The organism is Parahaemophilus parainfluenzae (assembly GCF_001055095.1).
In the GTDB taxonomy this organism is placed as follows: Bacteria; Pseudomonadota; Gammaproteobacteria; order Enterobacterales; family Pasteurellaceae; genus Haemophilus_D; species Haemophilus_D parainfluenzae_Z.
The window spans coordinates 122,492-141,563 of record NZ_JVHG01000015.1; the positions used below are offsets into that span (position 1 = coordinate 122,492).

At 39.3% G+C, this 19,072-nt stretch carries 15 protein-coding genes; 9 read left to right on the forward strand and 6 right to left on the reverse strand.

All coding sequences use genetic code 11. From position 1 onward, the window contains the following. Window positions 1–32: 32 nt before the first annotated feature. The 5 genes from ADA56_RS04480 (at window position 33) to lipA (ending at window position 4,154) form a co-directional block, all read left to right on the forward strand. The gene (locus ADA56_RS04480; protein ID WP_005699977.1) at window positions 33–893 is read left to right on the forward strand and encodes a septal ring lytic transglycosylase RlpA family protein; all 861 of its coding nucleotides are present in this window, start codon (window positions 33–35) and stop codon (window positions 891–893) included. A gap of 18 nt (window positions 894–911) precedes the next feature. Next, window positions 912–2,099: a D-alanyl-D-alanine carboxypeptidase family protein gene (locus ADA56_RS04485; RefSeq protein WP_049369508.1), complete on the forward strand. Its 1,188-nt coding sequence runs from the start codon at window positions 912–914 to the stop codon at window positions 2,097–2,099. Between the two features lie 108 nt (window positions 2,100–2,207). Next, on the forward strand, window positions 2,208–2,486 hold the full coding sequence (ybeD, locus tag ADA56_RS04490; protein WP_049369509.1) for a DUF493 family protein YbeD: 279 nt from the start codon (window positions 2,208–2,210) through the stop codon (window positions 2,484–2,486). 1 nt (window position 2,487) lies between these two features. Continuing rightward, window positions 2,488–3,129: a lipoyl(octanoyl) transferase LipB gene (lipB, locus tag ADA56_RS04495; RefSeq protein ID WP_049369510.1), complete on the forward strand. Its 642-nt coding sequence runs from the start codon at window positions 2,488–2,490 to the stop codon at window positions 3,127–3,129. 62 nt (window positions 3,130–3,191) lie between these two features. Then, the gene (gene lipA / locus ADA56_RS04500; protein ID WP_049369511.1) at window positions 3,192–4,154 is read left to right on the forward strand and encodes a lipoyl synthase; all 963 of its coding nucleotides are present in this window, start codon (window positions 3,192–3,194) and stop codon (window positions 4,152–4,154) included. 70 nt (window positions 4,155–4,224) lie between these two features. Here the strand turns inward: lipA and ADA56_RS04505 are convergent, their stop codons facing one another. The 4 genes from ADA56_RS04505 to galE all read right to left on the reverse strand — a co-directional run bounded on the left by ADA56_RS04505 (window position 4,225) and on the right by galE (window position 9,461). Further along, window positions 4,225–6,249 (reverse strand): hypothetical protein, encoded by a 2,025-nt coding sequence (locus ADA56_RS04505; protein ID WP_049369512.1) that lies wholly within the window; start codon window positions 6,247–6,249, stop codon window positions 4,225–4,227. Between the two features lie 97 nt (window positions 6,250–6,346). After that, a complete protein-coding gene (adk, locus tag ADA56_RS04510) occupies window positions 6,347–6,991 on the reverse strand; it encodes an adenylate kinase (protein WP_049369513.1) in 645 nt (214 codons plus the stop codon). A gap of 98 nt (window positions 6,992–7,089) precedes the next feature. Then, window positions 7,090–8,364: an MFS transporter gene (locus ADA56_RS04515; protein WP_049369514.1), complete on the reverse strand. Its 1,275-nt coding sequence runs from the start codon at window positions 8,362–8,364 to the stop codon at window positions 7,090–7,092. A gap of 80 nt (window positions 8,365–8,444) precedes the next feature. Then, window positions 8,445–9,461 (reverse strand): UDP-glucose 4-epimerase GalE, encoded by a 1,017-nt coding sequence (gene galE / locus ADA56_RS04520; RefSeq protein ID WP_049369515.1) that lies wholly within the window; start codon window positions 9,459–9,461, stop codon window positions 8,445–8,447. 204 nt (window positions 9,462–9,665) lie between these two features. On the opposite strand from galE, the gene ADA56_RS04525 reads away from it, so the two are divergent. Beyond that, window positions 9,666–12,899, forward strand: a complete 3,234-nt coding sequence (locus ADA56_RS04525; protein WP_049369516.1) for a S8 family serine peptidase — start codon at window positions 9,666–9,668, stop codon at window positions 12,897–12,899. A gap of 87 nt (window positions 12,900–12,986) precedes the next feature. Here the strand turns inward: ADA56_RS04525 and ADA56_RS04530 are convergent, their stop codons facing one another. Further along, on the reverse strand, window positions 12,987–13,517 hold the full coding sequence (locus tag ADA56_RS04530) for an ankyrin repeat domain-containing protein (protein WP_049369517.1): 531 nt from the start codon (window positions 13,515–13,517) through the stop codon (window positions 12,987–12,989). 377 nt (window positions 13,518–13,894) lie between these two features. Further along, window positions 13,895–14,425 carry an inorganic diphosphatase gene (locus ADA56_RS04535; RefSeq protein WP_005695476.1) on the reverse strand — a complete coding sequence of 177 codons (531 nt, stop codon included), beginning with the start codon at window positions 14,423–14,425 and terminating at the stop codon, window positions 13,895–13,897. Between the two features lie 197 nt (window positions 14,426–14,622). On the opposite strand from ADA56_RS04535, the gene ADA56_RS04540 reads away from it, so the two are divergent. The 3 genes from ADA56_RS04540 to ADA56_RS04550 all read left to right on the forward strand — a co-directional run bounded on the left by ADA56_RS04540 (window position 14,623) and on the right by ADA56_RS04550 (window position 19,052). Further along, window positions 14,623–15,939, forward strand: a complete 1,317-nt coding sequence (locus ADA56_RS04540) for an NCS2 family permease (protein ID WP_005695475.1) — start codon at window positions 14,623–14,625, stop codon at window positions 15,937–15,939. 179 nt (window positions 15,940–16,118) lie between these two features. Further along, a complete protein-coding gene (gene yegQ / locus ADA56_RS04545) occupies window positions 16,119–17,498 on the forward strand; it encodes a tRNA 5-hydroxyuridine modification protein YegQ (RefSeq protein ID WP_005695474.1) in 1,380 nt (459 codons plus the stop codon). A gap of 510 nt (window positions 17,499–18,008) precedes the next feature. Beyond that, on the forward strand, window positions 18,009–19,052 hold the full coding sequence (locus ADA56_RS04550) for a hypothetical protein (protein WP_049369518.1): 1,044 nt from the start codon (window positions 18,009–18,011) through the stop codon (window positions 19,050–19,052). The last annotated feature ends 20 nt before the right edge of the window (window positions 19,053–19,072 follow it).

The window sequence follows — 19,072 nt, forward strand, 5'->3', positions numbered from 1 at the left end:
GAAGAGCACCGATAATCTTGAAAGTAATAAGTATGACATTAAAAAATATCTTAAAAACGACCGCACTTTTCACCTTGATAAGCAGCTCAAGTTTTTCTGCTTTTGCCGATACGCAAAAAATGTATGGTATTCAAGGGGATTCGCTGTCGATTACTACGACCGTTCAAGCGCCACAAAGCTATGAAGTGAATGGTAAAACATATACCACACAAGGTGATGAGGCAAAGTCCTATTCAAAAGAAGGGACAGCAAGTTATTACCACCATAAATTTAATGGTCGTAAAACAGCTAATGGTGAACGCTATGATTCGGCACTTTTCACTGCCGCACATAAAACCTTACCTTTGAATTCTTATGCGGTTGTTACAAACTTACATAACAATCGCAAGGTGATTGTGCGAATTAATGATCGTGGTCCGTTTAGTGAGAAACGTATCATTGACTTATCTCATTCTGCCGCAAAAGAATTAGGCCTTATTGCTCGTGGTACAGGGCAAGTAAGAATTGAAGCTTTACATGTGGATCACAAAGGTCAAATTTCAGGTGCGGGAGCAAAAACGCTTGCCAAGCATGCTAAAACGCAAGAAGCCAGTGAGCGTTTAGTCGTCAATAAAAATAGCGAAAAAAAAAATCAAAACTTAGACAGCACAAACGATGCAAAAACTGTTTTCAAGCTAAAACTACTCGCGCTGTCGTCAAAAAGCCAAGCAGAAAGCATCATCACAAAACTCGCGTTAGATGACATCAAAACGGAAATTAACCAAAATGGGCAAAACTATGAAATCCATTTTGGCCCATTAGCGGATCAAGCGGATATTAATCAATTAAAAACAAAATTACAAAAAACGATCAATGGGCAACCCGTAATCGTTTATACTTATAAAAACCAATAAGCTATTAAAGGAAATGCTATGTTAAAACAATCTGCAAAATTGAAAAAAATTGTACTCTTCTCGGGATTAATAGCAGCGTCAACATTTGCTGCCGCTGAAGATATTCAATACGGTATCGCAGTACCGGAAGTGAATGCGCAAACTTATGTTTTAATGGATTACAATTCTGGTGCGGTACTTGCATCACTTAACCCAGACCAACGTCAATACCCTGCTTCATTAACAAAAATGATGACTAGCTACGTAGTTGGTGCAGCATTAAAACAAGGTAAAATCCATAATGAAGATATGGTGACAATTAGCGAAAGCGCTTGGGGTAGAAATTTCCCTGATTCGTCAAAAATGTTCTTAAATTTAAATCAACAAGTGTCAGTGGGTGATTTAAACAAAGGGATTATCATTGTTTCTGGTAATGATGCCTGCGTTGCTGTAGCTGAACATATTTCGGGTACCGTGGCTAACTTCGTTGATACCATGAATAAATATGTTCAACAATTTGGCTTAAAAAATACTAACTTCACCACACCACATGGTTTAGACGATCCAAACCAATATTCAACTGCACGTGATATGGCGATTATTGGTGCACATATCATTCGTGATTTACCGGAAGAATATAAAATCTACGCAGAAAAAGATTTTACTTTCAACAAAATCAAACAACCTAACCGTAATGGCTTATTATGGGATAAAACCATTAACGTTGATGGTATGAAAACCGGACACACAAGCCAAGCAGGTTATAACCTTGTCGCATCAGCAACAAGTCCAAACAATATGCGTTTAATTTCTGTTGTCATGGGTGTACCAACCTATAAAGGCCGTGAAGTAGAAAGTAAAAAACTCTTACAATGGGGTTTTGCTAACTTTGAAACCTTAAAAACTCAAAAAGCAGGTGAAGAAATTTCAAAACAATCTGTTTACTACGGTGATAAAGGTGACGTTAAACTTGGTGTATTAGAAGATGGTTTTATCACTGTGCCAAAAGGTAAACAAACTGACTTAAAAGCACGTTATGAATTAGATAACAAATACTTACAAGCACCTTTAGCAAAAGGTCAAGTGGTGGGTAAAATCGTTTATCAATTAGATGGCAAAGATGTCGCTACCGTAAATCTTCAAGCATTAGAAGATGTACAAGAAGGCGGCTTCTTAGGTAAAGGTTGGGACTGGTTAGTGTTAACAGTTAAAGGATTATTTGACTAAACACCTTGAAAATTAACCGCACTTCCCCATTTATATCACATCAATAAATTCGTAAGGTGTGTGAATTTAGCTGATTCACGCACCTTATTCTTAAATTAAGGAAACAACATGGCAACCGAAAACGATTATGAAAAACTAAAAGAAGTAATGGAATTCCCCGCTGCAATGACATTTAAAGTCGCAGGTGTTAACCGTGAAGGTTTAGCGCAAGACATCGTAGCAGTGATACAAAAATATTTACCGGGTGATTATATTCCAAAGGAAAAACGCAGTAGTAAAGGCACGTATAATTCAGTTTCGATTGATATCGTCGCGCAAAACTTTGAGCAAGTAGAAACCCTTTACAAAGAACTTGCAAAAGTTGAAGGCGTCAAAATGGTTCTCTAAGATGAGCAATACTGATTTAATTGTCCGTCAATTAGGATTACAAGATTATCAGGAAATCTGGCATAAAATGCAGGAATTCACGGATAATCGAAATGCAGAAACCACCGATGAAATTTGGCTAGTTGAGCATCATCCTGTTTTCACACAAGGCCAAGCTGGCAAACCGGAACACTTATTACAACGCAGTGATATTCCTGTTGTACAATCGGATCGTGGTGGTCAAATTACCTACCATGGTCCTGGTCAGCAGGTCATGTATGTGCTCATTGATATTAAACGTCATGAACATTTAAATGTTCGCCAATTAGTGACTGCACTTGAACAATCTGTTGTAAAAACCCTTGCAGACTATGGTATTGAAGGTTATCCCAAACCCGATGCACCTGGTGTGTATATTGATGGCAAAAAAATCTGTTCATTAGGTTTACGCATTCGAAAAGGCTGCTCTTTCCATGGGCTTGCGTTTAATATCAATATGGATCTCAATCCTTTCCACTACATTAATCCTTGCGGCTATGCAGGGCTTGAAATGTGTCAGCTTGCTGATTTTATCGGTAAAGAAGAGGCAACACTTGACAAGGTTTCCCCAAAATTAATTAAACACTTTGCCGAACTTTTGGGCTATAATGTTACAAATTTATAACATTCACTTTTATAACACATTTAAAAATGCCTGAATCAGGCATTTTTCTTTAGGAAAGAACAATGTCAACGCCTTTTAAAATGGAACGCGGTGTGAAATACCGTGATGCAGCCAAAACATCAATTATCCCTGTTAAAAACATCGATCCTAATCAAGAATTATTGAAAAAGCCGGAATGGATGAAAATCAAATTGCCGTCTAGCTCATTAAAGATCGAGACCATCAAAAACGGGATGCGTCGTCATGGGCTACATTCTGTCTGCGAAGAAGCGTCTTGTCCAAATTTACACGAGTGCTTTAACCATGGTACAGCAACCTTCATGATTTTAGGGGCGATTTGTACTCGTCGTTGCCCTTTCTGTGACGTTGCACATGGTAAACCATTACCACCCGATCCGGATGAACCACGTAAATTAGCTGAAACTATCCAAGATATGAAGTTGAAATATGTGGTGATTACCTCTGTAGACCGTGATGATTTACCTGATCGTGGTGCAGGTCATTTTGCTGAATGTGTAAAAGAAGTGCGTGCATTAAACCCTGGCATCAAAATTGAGATTTTGGTTCCTGATTTCCGAGGACGTATTACTCAAGCCTTAGAAAAATTAAAAGACAATCCACCAGATGTGTTCAACCACAACTTGGAAAATGTGCCACGTTTGTATAAAGAAATTCGTCCGGGCGCTGATTATCAGTGGTCCTTAAAATTACTTCATGATTTCAAAGAAATGTTCCCAAACATCCCAACGAAATCAGGTTTAATGGTTGGATTGGGTGAAACCAATGAGGAAATTCTTCAAGTGATGGAAGACTTACGTGCAAACGGCGTAACCATGCTTACACTGGGTCAATATCTCCAACCAAGTCGCCATCACTTACCGGTTGCACGCTATGTGCCACCAGCCGAATTTGATGGGTTCCGTGATAAAGCCAACGCAATGGGCTTTGAACACGCAGCCTGTGGCCCATTTGTTCGTTCTTCCTACCATGCTGATTTACAAGCAAGTGGTGGATTAGTGAAGTAATCAAAAACAGATAAAAAAATGACCGCACTTTGAATCTCAAGTGCGGTCATTTCTTATATTATCCTTTCAACTAGTCAGTTGCTGCTGGCTTATCTTCTTCACCCTCATCAGTCTCCATCATGCTTTCTTGACGAAGATCTTCAAGGGTGCGACCATTAATTAAGTAGCCATTTTCCGTTTTTTCCACTCTAGAAACGTAATTATCACCTTCTTCCACAAATTCTCGGTGAAGTTTTCCATCATGTTTCACAAAGCTACTTAAATATTGCCAAAAGTATGAATTTTCCTTAATGGCTAAGGCTTTTTCATTTTGATCATCAAACAACATTTTACTTAATGTCAGATTAAATGTGCCTTCAATATTATCTGGAATCATGTCTGATGAATCATCTTCGGGCACTTGGGGCACAATACCACTCACTTCCAATTTAACTGGATAAGCATTGGTCTCCGGATAAGTATTAAGATTCAAATTCAACGTTGCATTATCAACGATTAAATCAAGCTCTTTCCATGAGTTTTTGATGTATTTATCAAATGTGGCTGACGTTAAATGCGTGCTGCATAAGGCCCCATAAAACGGCGCTGAGCAAAATCTTGCTGATAAATGCGCTTTGCTGTGATTAATTTTAAATGGTGCATCAACCGCTAATTTTTCAAATTGGAACCCTGCACTTGGATAACTGGCTTTATTCGCAGACAATGTGATATGTTCATTATATTGATCATTGTCTAGTGTTTCCGTCTTATCACTGGCTGATACCTCATCAAGCACTAAATCGGCCATATTAAATGATTTTAAGGCTGCCTCAATATTGGTTTTGCCACTAAATTCTTTCACCCATTTATCTTTGGCATTCAAGAAGTCTTTATTGTCTTTTGATGGTGCCTCTTTCTCAGCAAAAGCATCTAATAAAAACGGTACAAACGCCAATTCGTTTGCCACGTTGTAATCATCTAACTGAATATTAACTTTACCGCCTTTAGCTTCCCATTTACGCTCTTCATCGGCAGGGGTTTGCTTCACACTATCAACATTCAGTTTAAAATCTACATTAGCCTTGGTTAAATCCGTATTCGCCAACTTAAGTTCAAGACCGGCATTTTGTAAGTTAAAGTAAGGTTGATTATTTTTAGGCACATTGACAGAAAGCACGGATAATGAACCATCAAAACGATCGTTTTGTGTAAAAATTTTCGTTAACAAATTGACGCCATCTTTAATGTCTAGTGAGCCATCACTTAATTTTTTAAATTCATGATGAAAATTGACTGCACTTGGCACGCCATTTTGTTTAATCAATAAATTCAAACCACCAGCTGTTGCTTGGCTTTCTTCTGTCGTACGGCTTTTATTGGCAATACGTAAAATATCACTACTGAATTTCGTACTCAGATCACGCTTATCTGCCTCACCTGATTTCACGTCAAAGTGGTACGTCGCATTTTTCATATAAACATGGGTGTTTTCGCCATTTAACAACGCCACTTCGGCATTTTTCGCGGTTAAGTCAATACTTGATAGATCGTATTGATTTGCGCCGACAGGTACTAGATGAGCTTCACCTTCAATTTGTTCCAGTTTAGTGTCTTTATCGTAATTAAAGCCACTTAAGGTTGTTTTCAGCTCAACTTCTTTATTTTTTAAGAAATTAAGACCGATAGAAAGGTTTTGGGACTTATTCGCAAAATCACGGAATTCCGTCAAAATATCAGACTGTAAATAATCCCCTACCGGCGAAAATTTACTATTAATCGTGTTTTTATCAATCGTGATATTTAATGTTTTATTTAATTGACGAACTAATTGATCAGATAACTGAGACTCCGCTGTAATGAAGAAAGGCAGCGCCGTGAGCTTAGTTGAAATCACATTTGTGGTTTTCGCATCACTATCTTTTACACTAAAGATCAACTCACGAATAAAAAAGTTTTTCGCGGTTTGCGTCACATTCAATGTTGCTTGGTTATCCAAAGAATAAGGGAAATTTTTTAACACCAGATCGATTTTATGATTGGTGTAAAATTGTGCGCCGATCCCAAGTGCCACTGCGATAGCCGAAATCGTCAATGCTATTGTTCTTTTCTTGCTCATAATGTCCCCAAATACGATCTCAATTTACGATCTCAAAATCCTTTTGAAAAATTAACCGCACTTTTATCTTCAAAGTGCGGTCAGTTTCCAGTCTATTTTAGCCTAAGATTTTATCTAACTCTTGGCTTACTTCTTCCACTTTTTGAGTACCATCTAAACGGAAATATTGCGTATTACCTGCTTTTGCTTCAGCTTGGTAATAATCAATTAATGGGCTGGTTTGTTTGTGGTAAACCGCTAAACGATCTAACACAGTTTCTGGTTTATCATCCGCACGGATAATTAAATCTTCACCCGTTACATCGTCTTTACCTTCCACTTTTGGTGGGTTGTAAACGATGTGATAAGAACGGCCAGATGCTTGGTGTACGCGACGACCACTCATACGTTCAACGATCACTTCATCCGGTACATCAAACTCTAAAACGTAGTCAATTTTCACGCCAGAATCTTTTAATGCATCCGCTTGTGGAATCGTACGTGGGAAACCATCTAATAAGAAACCATTTGCACAATCTGGTTGAGAAATACGATCTTTTACTAATGCAACGGTTAATTCATCCGGTACTAATTTCCCTTCATCCATTAATGCTTTTGCTTGTTTACCTAATTCTGTCCCCGCTTTAATCGCTGCACGGAACATATCCCCTGTTGAAATTTGTGGGATGCCAAACTTGTTCATAATAAATTGTGCTTGTGTGCCTTTTCCTGCACCTGGTGCACCTAAAAGAATAATTTTCATACGAATCTCCAATAAATAATAGACCTGTTTAAAATACCGTTAAAGCCTTGTTTGGTCAAATGATTTTGCTGTTAATTTTGACCGCACTTTATTTTATTTTAAGCTTTTTCATTTCCTTTTTCATTCCATGGCGCCACCCAGAATAAACAAATCATTCCTGGGATAGCGAGGAATAAACAAATCCAGAAAAAATGATAGTAACCTACTGCTTTGACCAAGTAACCCGATAACATACCAAGCCCTTTACTCGGTAAAGCAGAAAGACTGGTAAATAAGGCTAACTGAGTGGCAGTATAAAGCGGATTGGTTTCACGAGCCATAAAAGCAACAAAGGCAGCAGTGCCCAGACCAACACCGATATATTCCCCCGCAATCACGAAACCTAATTTCCAAAGTTCAGCTGCACCGATTTGGTCAAAATGCCCAAATGCAGCTAACCAAATAAATCCACCAATAGTGATTAATTGGATAAAACCAAATACCCATAATGCGCGGTTAATGCCTAGGCGCAACATAATCACGCCCCCCACGAGACCGGCAGAGATACTTGCCCAAAGTGAAGTGCTTTTTACCACCAACGCAATATGCTCTTTTTCAAAGCCCATGTCATAGACGAATTTAGTTTGTAACGTAGTAGCAAACGAATCACCAAATTTATACAAGAACAAAAAGAGTAAAAAACCGATGGCTTGGGCGACACCTTTGCGTTGGAAGAACTCTTTCAAGGGTATCCAAAACACCATATAGAAAGGTTGCTCACGATCGACCTGTGCAATCTGCGGTTCTTTCGCTAAAAAGAGCGTCATAAATATGCCCGCTAACATACAAAGTGCGGTCAATAAAAAGACGGTTTCCCATGGATAAATCGTCGCTAAATAAAGTGAGAGTCCCCCAGGAATTAAACCTGCAACACGATAAGCATTGATATGGATGGTGTTTCCCAATCCTAATTCATTATCGGTCAAAATTTCACGGCGATAAGCATCAAGCACAATATCTTGTGTCGCAGATACAAAGGCAATAAATGTCGCAAGTTTAGCCACTGTTCCCAACTGTGCCACAGGATCAAACTGACTAATCGCATAAAGCGAAATCAGCAAAATCACTTGAGAAATCAATAACCAACTACGACGACGCCCTAAAAAATGCGGAAAATAGCGATCTAATAACGGTGCCCATAAAAACTTCAAACCATATGGCACCATCACCCCTGTCAATGCACCGATTAATTCAACGGAAAGCCCTTTATCTGTCAGCCATACCGGCAACATTTGCAATAACACAAAAAGTGGTAAACCTGAGCTAAATCCAGTGAAGACACAGATCAGCATTTTGCGGGTAAATATTTGACTAGAAAGGGATTGTTCTGACATAAAGTGCGGTTATTTTTGAGCGTGTTTCATCTGATTAAAATATTAAGGGCGGAATGATACTCCGCCCAACAAGAGTGAGATTAATCTCTGTATCCTTTCGGATTATTTTTTTGCCAATTCCAGGTATCTTTCATCATTTGCTCAAGGCCTCGCTCAGCTGTCCAATTTAACTCTTTTGCAGCAAGACTTGGATCGGAATAGCATGTTGCAATATCACCAGGGCGACGCGCAACAAGACGATACGGGATTTCGATATTGTTCGCTTGTTCAAACGCTTTCACCATATCAAGCACAGAATAACCCGTACCTGTACCCAAGTTATAAATGTGTAAACCTGCGTCATTTTCATGGCGATTTAATGCTTTTAAGTGACCAATCGCTAAATCCACCACATGGATATAATCACGTACCCCTGTGCCATCATGAGTATCATAATCGCTACCAAACACCGAAAGTTGTGGTAATTTACCAATGGCAACTTGGCTAATGTAAGGTAATAGATTATTTGGAATGCCGTTTGGATCTTCACCAATCAAGCCGCTTGCATGCGCACCCACTGGGTTGAAATAACGTAAGATTGTCATACTAAATTGCGGTTCAGCTTTTGCAACATCGGTCAGGATTTGTTCCACCATGTATTTAGATGTACCGTAAGGGTTGGTTGTACCGCCCACTTTGCAGTCTTCTGTGATTGGAATAATTTCTGGATCACCATAAACCGTTGCAGATGAACTAAATACAAAGTTCCACACGCTTGCTTTTTTCATTTCTTGAATCAAAACAATCGTGCCTGACACGTTATTCATATAGTATTCAGCTGGCTTTTGAACACTTTCACCTACAGCTTTTAAACCCGCAAAATGGATGACCGATTGAATGCTATTCTCAGCAAAGATTTTTTGTAATAAAGCACGATCTAAAATATCGCCTTCATAAAATTTTACGTCTTTGCCAGTGATTTCTTTGACACGTTCTAAAGATTTTGGGGAGGAATTGCATAAATTATCCAATACCACCACTTCTTTATTTGCATTTAATAATTCCACTACAGTGTGTGAACCGATATAGCCTGCGCCACCCGTTACTAAAATAGCCATGAGTTACTCCTTAATCATTTTGTTCGCGAATTATAACATTGATTTCGACGATACATAAATTTATCCCCTCTTTTGACCGCACTTTGGTGTGATCGTTGTCACAGAATAAACATTTTTCTGTAGGAATTTGATTTGGGTCATTGAAGCGCCTCACGATGAAGCGAATAATAGCCTGCGAAAATCAAAAAGATAAAGGAAGACAATATGAAACCTCAAACACTTCAAAAAACCGCACTCGCACTACTCGTTGGTTGGTATGCCGCCAATGCAGCCGCTTATTCTGAACAAGGCCAAGTCGGTAATACCAAAAGTTGGGAAAGCGCTGAATACCTCAAAGACTGGGGCTTAACCTCAATGAATGCCTCCACGGCTTATGCTCTTGGCTTTAATGGTTCAGGCGTAAAAATCGGCGTGATGGATTCAGGTGTGCTATTAAACCACCCTGAATTTCAAGACGGTCGAATCCACGTTGTAAAAACGGAAGGGACTTATAGTAAAGATGGCATGCGTTATCCCGATGCATCGGTAGGAAATGGTCCAATTAATAAAAATGAACCGGTAAAAAACGGTAAACGCAATTTCGATAAAACAGATAATGGCATCTTCACTAAAGGTGAAGCCTTCAATATTGACGGGGCATGGCATAAATATACCAATGATGCGCACGGTACGCATGTTGGCGGTACAATGGCGGCAAGCCGTGACGGCAATGAAATGCATGGTGTAGCATTCGGTGCTAACCTCTATTCTGCCAATACTGGTGGTAACGACAACATGACCTATGGCCCAAACCAAGACTATAGTTTCTTCTTACAGGGCTACTCTGCCCTAGCAGATGCCGGTGCCAAAGTAATTAATAACAGTTGGGGTTCAAACCGTCGTGTTAATTCATCCTTTGCCGGTGCCTTAGGCTATAAACCCAAATATGATTGGCGTGATGTGCCTGAATATGGCGTGCAATATTATGATGTACCCAAAGCACCTGAGCCAATTTCCAGTCCTGCGGCACATATTTATTTAAGTAACTTAGGCGAAGCTGAAAAAGCTTATTATCAATTTGTCACCAGTGGTGAGAAAAACTTTGTTGATGCAGCTTATGAAGTGGCAAAAAATAAACAAGTAATTCAAGTTTTTACAGCAGGTAACCGTAGTATGATGGCGGAATCCTTTACACGTGCGATGTTGCCTTATTTTAGACCTGATGCAGAAAAATACTGGGTAAACGTCACGGGGCAAGTGGGTGGTGAAGGCTATCCGAATGATTCGAATGACGATGTGAGTGATGAAAAAGCAGGCGCAGATATTCAAGAATTTAACCTCGCCGGCCATTCAAAATGGTGGACGATTGCGGCGCCATCCGCCAATATCTATTCCTCCTACATTCAATTACAAGACAACAATACTTATGGTAACCCTATTTACAAATCAGCTGGTGGTACTTCAATGGCTGCCCCTCACGTAAGTGGTGCATTAGGTGTCATCTTTTCTCGCTATCCATACATGACAACCGATCAAGCGCGCGATGTCATGCTCACTACGGCACGACAAACTACGCTTCGTAAAGGGCTTGAAGGTAAACCATTAGAACGTTGGGAAACTGAACAAGGTGTACCAAGCAACGTTTGGGGTTGGGGGATTTTAGATCTTGGCAAAGCGATGTTTGGCCCAGGTCAATTCTTAGGAAACATGAAAATCAACCTCAATCAAAATGATGTTTGGTCAAATGATATTAGCGATAAAGCCATCAAAGCACGTCAAGTCGAAGATCAAGCTGAAGCCGCCACTTGGGCTACACACAAAGCAGAATTACAAGCATTAATGCAAAATCGTGCAGGCGCGACAGCTGAAGAAAAAGCTGAATATCAAGTAGGTTTAGCACGTGAAGCCGCTCGTAATGAACGTGCTACACAAGGCTATGTCGGTGCATTAACTAAAAATGGTTCTGGCACCTTAACCCTCACCGGTAATAACAGCTTCACTGGTGAAATTACTGTGAATGAAGGTCAGCTTTCAGGGTTAAATCAATCTCTTGGTTCAGCACAACAAGTCATCATAAAACAAGGTGCAACATTGGAAGTGTTACCGAAAGCGGAAGTCACTAAACCAAGTGAGCATGGATTTGTTACCGAAACCTTAACCAGCACCGCAAAAACAGTCACTGCGACAGTGGAAAAAGGTGGTCGTTTCTTACTGAATAATGGTATTGCTAACGTCAATGCCACCTTTGCAGCGGGTTCTGTTTTAGTGCCAAATAAATTTGATGAAGAAATTCTGCCTCAATTACAACAAGATCCACAAAAAGCAGTTTCCGTGCAAGGTACTGGCTCATTTGTGGGGGCTGAAAATGCGCTAGTTGAAACACCTCGCACTTATGATTTCTTTGCGGTTAAAAATGAAAGTAATGCAAATACGTTGAAAGTGACCGTTCAGAAAAAAGCCCTTTCATCGGCGGCGACGACTGAAAATGAAGTGGCTATCGCCAATGCCTTAGATGCAGCAACAAATAGTGCAACGTATCAAAGTCTTATTTGGGGAACAAAAGAGAATGCTCGCCAAGCCTTTGCTAGTTTAAGCTATGATGAAGATCTCGCTGCCGAACAACACAATGTGTTAAATGGCTTATTACTTCGTCAGCAACTTGCCCAACCTAGTGCAGTAAGAGCACAACTTAATACCGGCACACAAATTTGGACAAGTGGCACCTTCACCCACTTCAGCACGGATAGTTTAAGCAGTCATGCGTACAATCAACTTGTGGGTATTGATGCGACCATTGATACAAACAAACATGTAGGTGTATTTGTTGGTTCAACACAAAATAGCCACAAAATTGACCGCACTTCGAAAGATCGTGCCGTGCATTTAGGCTTAACAGCTGAACATCGTTTCAACGTGTTAACACCGAAAATTGGCTTTATTCAAAGCTGGGATAAACACGAACAACGTGCTGAATTTGCACAAGGGGTGAAAAGCCATAGCCAAACACAAAATGTCTTTGCTGAACTTGCCTACACAGGCTTAAAAGGCGAACATTTTGCGCTTGAACCTTATGCTGGCGTAAGCTATATGCACATCAAAAACAAAGGTGTGACAAAAGGCGAAGTGCAATTAAAAGACAACAATCGTGATTTAATCGTCACCTCTGTAGGTTTACGTCCATCCATTCCATTTGCAATTGGTGGCGTTCAATTAAATCTATTAGGTGATGTGGCTTATCATCGTTTCCATAAAGATAAAGCCGCTGAAGGCAGCTTGGTTATCAATAATCAAGGCATAGCAAATCTTTATGGTAAAGAATTGAAAAATGTCGTCACGACAGGTGTGGCATTACAAGCTCAATTTACACCAGTATTGAGTGTGAAAGTCGGCTATCAAGGTGCTTACAACCACGATACGAAAGCGAATAATGTTAATGCGGAATTACGTTTCTCATTTTAATGATATTCAATAAGACAAAAAGTGCGGTCAGTTTTCGAGAGGTTTTAAAACTCTTGGAAAATTGACCGCACTCTCAACCATTAAATTCTACGAATATTTTTTCATTAATTCATAAATTGGTTTTAAATTAGGCTCATTCTCTGTAGGTTTATAACTTTCAAGAATGGTTTCATCCTCATTTACTAAGTAATGCACATTTGCCCCTTTTTGAAGCATAAGCTCTAAAACATCCAATCTATCGGGGATATATCCAATCATAGACAAAGGGATTAAACCATCTTGGTTCGGTAAATTAGGATTTGCTCCTGCTTTGAGCAGCGCTATCGCCGCCTCAGCATTTTTACTTCGTAATGCATAATGCAAAGGAGTCATTCCGTACATATCTTGCGCATTAATCTCCACTCCATGTTTTATATAAAACTCCACAACCGACAACGGAGCCGCACAAATTAAATTACACTGGTGTAGCCAATTCCATTTATCTGCCGATACATAGTGAATATCTAACTTTTTACTTATAAAGAAAATATCTTCCAGCATTGCGATATTTCCTTCTCCATCTGCTATCGCAACAAGCATCTTAGGGTCATCTTTATATTCTTCATATAAATTTGTCATATTAGTTTCCTCTTTGTTTTAAAAACAATTCCATATTCTCTTTAATTTTTTGAATATCACCATTTCCCGACATTTCATTTCTATGACTTCGATTTTCAGAACGATTCTCTAATCTAAAATTCTGCAGTCTAGCGTTAACGTAATCATTAAATTCCTATCTTGTTAAGCCCAATTGTTTAGCAGCCTCTTCTAATCTTCTATGCTCCCATCCTGGAATATGCCCTATATCAAACGGACCATTCACTATTTCACCTGTGTCTTTATGAAGTAATACATTATCTGAAACCTGCTCATATTGCGAAAGAATATTTTTTCTTATAGTGAATAAAAACAAAAGGCATCAATCTGATGCCTTTTAAATTCATTAACATGAAAAATTAACGTTCATTCCAACGTTTGATTGATTCACGAATCACTTCTTTCGCCTCTTCTACATCGCCCCAGTGAGTCACTTTAGTTGAACCTGGTTTTTTCAATGCTTTGTAGTTATTGAAGTGGAATTCAATTTGTTTGATTAATTGCGCAGGCACATCTGCAAGGCTGTTGTATGCATTGCCGGTATCGCGATCATCTGCTGGTACACAAACGATTTTATCGTCCACTTCGCCATCATCAACGAATTTCATCACACCGATTACTTTTGCTTCAAGGAATACACCAGTTGCAAGTGGTTGGCGAGTTAATAATAAAACATCTAACTCATCGCCATCTTCGTCTAAAGTTTGTGGAATGAAACCATAGTTAGTTGGTTTTGCGAAGATCGCTGGCTCAACACGGTCTAATTGGAACGCGGCAACTTTACGGTTCCATTCGATTTTGTGGCAGCTACCTTCTGGAATTTCATTTACCACATTGATAATACCAGCATCTACATCGCCTGGCGTTAAAATTTGATTAAAATCAGCCATTGTTTTTCCTTTTTTGATTGCGTTAAAAACTCTCAGAGTATAGCAGTTTTTAGCCGATAAAAAAATATGCGAAAAACATCCTCAAAAGCGACCGCACTTTTCCATCCAACTTCTATAAAACAATTACGCAAACGTTTACTTTTAAATGATTTACTATAAAATAGCACATCTTTTTGATTATTAACCTAGGGGACTTTATGTCAAGTTTAGAAAAAACCTTTGAACTCAGTAAACGCGGTTCAACGGTTCGTCAAGAAATCATTGCGGGTTTAACCACCTTCTTAGCCATGGTGTATTCCGTAATTGTTGTGCCTAAAATGCTTGGTGATGCAGGCTTTCCGGCAGAATCTGTCTTTATCGCAACCTGTTTAGTGGCGGGTCTTGGATCGATTTTAATCGGCTTTTGGGCAAATGCACCAATGGCGATCGGTTGTGCCATTTCATTAACTGCTTTTACCGCATTTAGCTTGGTGATTGGTCAACATGTTTCTATTCCTGTGGCATTAGGTGCCGTATTCCTCATGGGTTTGGTGTTCACCTTAATTTCTGCAACAGGTATTCGTTCATGGATCTTACGTAACTTGCCATCAAGTATCGCACACGGTGCAGGGATCGGGATCGGCTTATTCTTACTCTTAATCGCCGCAAATGGCGTAGGCTTAGTGGTCGGCAACCAAGCGGGTTTACCGGTTAAATTAGGTGATTTCACTTCGTTCCCTGTAATGATGTCTTTAATTGGCCTTGCATTCATTATCGGCTTAGAAAAAATGAAAGTGAAAGGCGGGATTTTATGGGTCATCATCGCGATTACTATCGTTGGTTTAATCTTCGATCCAAACGTAACATTCAATGGCCAAATCTTCAAAATGCCAACCTTTGGTGAAAACTCACTTTTCTTACAATTAGATCTCCAAGGTGCATTACAACCTGCCATTTTACCGATTGTCTTTGCGTTAGTGATGACGGCTGTATTTGACGCAACAGGTACTATTCGCGCAGTTGCAGGACAAGCTGACTTATTAGACAAAGACGGACAAATCATCAACGGTGGCAAAGCTTTAACCTCTGACTCCGTAAGTAGCTTATTCTCAGGTTTATTCGGTACTGCACCAGCCGCCGTTTATATCGAATCTGCAGCAGGTACAGCCGCAGGCGGTAAAACCGGTATCACCGCTATCGTAGTCGGCGTATTGTTCTTATTAATGTTATTCTTCCAACCACTTGCATTCTTAGTGCCAGGTTACGCAACTGCCCCGGCATTAATGTATGTGGGCTTATTAATGTTAAGCAATGTGAGCAAATTAGACTTCGATGATTTCGTGGGCGCAATGAGCGGCTTAGTTTGCGCGGTATTCATCGTGTTAACGGCAAACATCGTAACGGGTATCATGCTTGGCTTTGCGGCATTAGTGATTGGTCGTATCGTGAGTGGCGATGTGAAAAAACTCAACATTGGCACAATCATTATCGCCGTTGTACTTGTCGCATTCTATGCTGGCGGCTGGGCGATTTAATTAAATATCATCATGATAAGGCGAACGAATAGTTCGCCTTTTTTATTTCTAGCCTAAAAAACAATCGAAAAACCAACCGCACTTTTACTTTACAAATCCCTAAATCCGCCTAAAATACAGGCCTTTAATACGGCTTGCCAAAAGCAAGCTACTGACCTGAAATCAGACAAGAGAACATTATGACAACCCCATTTAAACCTGAATTACTCTCCCCTGCGGGCTCCCTCAAAAACATGCGCTACGCTTTTGCCTATGGCGCAGATGCTGTTTATGCAGGCCAACCACGTTACAGCTTACGTGTACGTAACAATGAATTTAATCACGCCAATTTAAAAATCGGCATCGATGAAGCCCATGCGCTTGGCAAAAAATTCTATGTGGTAGTGAACATTGCACCGCATAACTCTAAACTCAAAACCTTTATCAAAGATTTACAACCAGTGATCGACATGGGTCCTGATGCCTTAATTATGTCTGACCCAGGCTTAATCATGTTGGTGCGTGAAAACTTCCCGGATATTGATATTCACCTTTCTGTACAAGCGAATGCGGTAAACTGGGCAACCGTCAAATTTTGGAAACAAATGGGGCTAACTCGTGTGATTTTATCGCGCGAATTATCCATTGAAGAGATCGCTGAAATTCGCCAACACGTGCCCGATATCGAACTCGAAATTTTCGTACATGGTGCGTTATGCATGGCATATTCTGGCCGTTGCTTGCTTTCTGGCTATATCAACAAACGCGACCCAAACCAAGGCACTTGCACTAATGCTTGCCGTTGGGAATACAAAATGGAAGAAGGCACCACTGATGAAGTGGGCAACATCGTGCCAAAAATCGACCCTGCTCAACAAATCGAAGTGAAAAATGTGGCGCCAACCCTGGGTGAAGGTGCAGTAACAGATAAAGTCTTCCTTTACACCGAATCACAAAAGCCAGATGAGCAAATGACCGCGTTTGAAGATGAACACGGCACTTACTTTATGAACTCGAAAGATCTGCGTGCCGTACAACACGTGGAAAAATTGACCGCACTTGGTGTTCATTCTTTAAAAATTGAAGGTCGTACTAAATCCTTCTATTACTGTGCGAGAACCGCACAAGTTTATCGCAAAGCGATTGATGATGCAGCTGCAGGCAAACCATTTGATGAAAGCTTAATGGATACCTTGGAATCCCTTGCTCATCGTGGTTATACCGAAGGATTCTTACGTCGCCATACGCACGATGAATACCAAAATTACGAATACGGCTACTCTATCTCTGAACGCCAACAATTTGTCGGTGAATTTACTGGTAAACGTAATGAACAAGGTATGGCTGAAGTGGCGGTGAAAAACAAATTCTTGCTTGGTGATGAAGTGGAAATGATGACTCCACAAGGCAACATCGTCTTTAAAATTGAAAAAATGCTCAATCGTAAAAATGAAAATGTGGAGGCCGCACTTGGCGATGGCCACTTTGTCTTTTTAGATGTGCCACAAGACATCCAACTTGATTATGCATTGTTGATGCGTAACTTGGTCAACACCAACACACGCAATCCACACAACTAATTTGTTAAAAAAATGTTGCATTTGTTAATAAATGTACTATAATACATTCCATACCTGATTTGTTAATTCAACAACTCATAGTATGACTCCAAATATTTTGCCCTTTCACCTTTTTGAAAGGGCTTTTTTTATGTCCTAAAAAGACACTCCAAAATGATATAAAACACTCCATTCTTAAAATTAATTAACTTCATATTATTTATCGAAAAATATCTAAAAAATTATCATTGACATAAAAATAAGGTTAGGAGTAAATTAAGCAACTATAATTAAAAATAGTCATATATAATGGATTATATTATATTTACAAAATTTCCATGCTACGCCTATTCTGCAAAGGTAAATTCAGTAAATATATTCCTCCTATCTTCTGTTTTTTTTATGATTTGTTTGTATTGATGTAACAATATACTATCGATTATTAACTCAATAAGAATAAGCACTTCTCGAAGGCTAATTAGAAAGCAACGAGCAAGGCTAAGAATAAAATAGATAAACTAAGGAATGAAAATGCAAGCAAGAATTACATTTTATAAAATCAATCGTTGTGGGCTTTACACTCGTTCAAGAAACGGCACCGCTTTACAACCTAAGTTTTTAGGTACAAAAGAATTATTAGCTGATTTAAGTCAATGGGCAATCGGCAAGACATTAGCTCACACTGATGTATTTAAAAACTCCCAAAATCAAGGCTTCTGCACCTATTTGGCAGATATAAAGTCAAGCACACACTCCACAATATTAGTTGTGTGGAATCAAGTACCATATACCGACGCTGGCGTCTTATCTTTACCGAATAATTCTACCGTAGGTAGCATTCAACAGGCAGATGCAAATTCCATTATGGCAGATTCGATTCCTGGATATCCTACCTACTTTTGGTTTATTCCTAGTTTAAATGTGTTTGCAACGATTTGTTTTAGTACTATTGTGAATGGTCGTGCGGCAATGGAAAGCTACATAAAACAGTTTATGAAATTATATTCGCAGCACGTTGTTAAAGAATTAGACCAGCAAACAAATACACTTGTTGTAAAGGGATACTCAAAAGATCCAACAGACCCACAAGAAACTGTATTCAAATATCCACCTGTATTTTCTTCACATCTTTATCCTTTACCACAAGGTTTAGATGTACTAAAAAATAAAGCCCCTGAAATAAAGAAAATCACGAAAAAAGCAACTGCTGAATACAGAACTAAAATAAGTAAAAGCCTATTTCAAAAGGCATTAGGAGCATTTAAAGGTATTCAGCGAAATCCTATGGCTTCAGATGTATTTACCGTAAAAACAGAAATATCAATGTCTAACGGCTTAACCGCTAAAGAAGTGCAAACTCTCTATGATGAATGGAGAAATGATGTAGGTTCTTTGCATTCACTTGATTATGGTTTTGTGATTGATAATGAACAATTTTGGTTTAGCCACGCCTTGGCTAAATGGGAAGGTGATCTTGCTCTTTCATTTACTGAACAAAATTCATTTGCTAATATAGGTTTATTACTTTCTGAACTAGAAAGTAAAAAATCAACTATCTTATCAATTATTAGCTAAATGACACTATGTGAAAAAAT

Bases quoted from the DNA above. Each gene is read 5' to 3' on its own strand.
- ADA56_RS04480 (WP_005699977.1), top strand. From the start codon at position 33: ATGACATTAAAAAATATCTTAAAAACGACCGCACTTTTCACCTTGATA.
- ADA56_RS04485 (WP_049369508.1), top strand. From the start codon at position 912: ATGTTAAAACAATCTGCAAAATTGAAAAAAATTGTACTCTTCTCGGGA.
- ybeD (WP_049369509.1), top strand. From the start codon at position 2,208: ATGGCAACCGAAAACGATTATGAAAAACTAAAAGAAGTAATGGAATTC.
- lipB (WP_049369510.1), top strand. From the start codon at position 2,488: ATGAGCAATACTGATTTAATTGTCCGTCAATTAGGATTACAAGATTAT.
- lipA (WP_049369511.1), top strand. From the start codon at position 3,192: ATGTCAACGCCTTTTAAAATGGAACGCGGTGTGAAATACCGTGATGCA.
- ADA56_RS04505 (WP_049369512.1), bottom strand. From the start codon at position 6,249: ATGAGCAAGAAAAGAACAATAGCATTGACGATTTCGGCTATCGCAGTG.
- adk (WP_049369513.1), bottom strand. From the start codon at position 6,991: ATGAAAATTATTCTTTTAGGTGCACCAGGTGCAGGAAAAGGCACACAA.
- ADA56_RS04515 (WP_049369514.1), bottom strand. From the start codon at position 8,364: ATGTCAGAACAATCCCTTTCTAGTCAAATATTTACCCGCAAAATGCTG.
- galE (WP_049369515.1), bottom strand. From the start codon at position 9,461: ATGGCTATTTTAGTAACGGGTGGCGCAGGCTATATCGGTTCACACACT.
- ADA56_RS04525 (WP_049369516.1), top strand. From the start codon at position 9,666: ATGAAACCTCAAACACTTCAAAAAACCGCACTCGCACTACTCGTTGGT.
- ADA56_RS04530 (WP_049369517.1), bottom strand. From the start codon at position 13,517: ATGACAAATTTATATGAAGAATATAAAGATGACCCTAAGATGCTTGTT.
- ADA56_RS04535 (WP_005695476.1), bottom strand. From the start codon at position 14,425: ATGGCTGATTTTAATCAAATTTTAACGCCAGGCGATGTAGATGCTGGT.
- ADA56_RS04540 (WP_005695475.1), top strand. From the start codon at position 14,623: ATGTCAAGTTTAGAAAAAACCTTTGAACTCAGTAAACGCGGTTCAACG.
- yegQ (WP_005695474.1), top strand. From the start codon at position 16,119: ATGACAACCCCATTTAAACCTGAATTACTCTCCCCTGCGGGCTCCCTC.
- ADA56_RS04550 (WP_049369518.1), top strand. From the start codon at position 18,009: ATGCAAGCAAGAATTACATTTTATAAAATCAATCGTTGTGGGCTTTAC.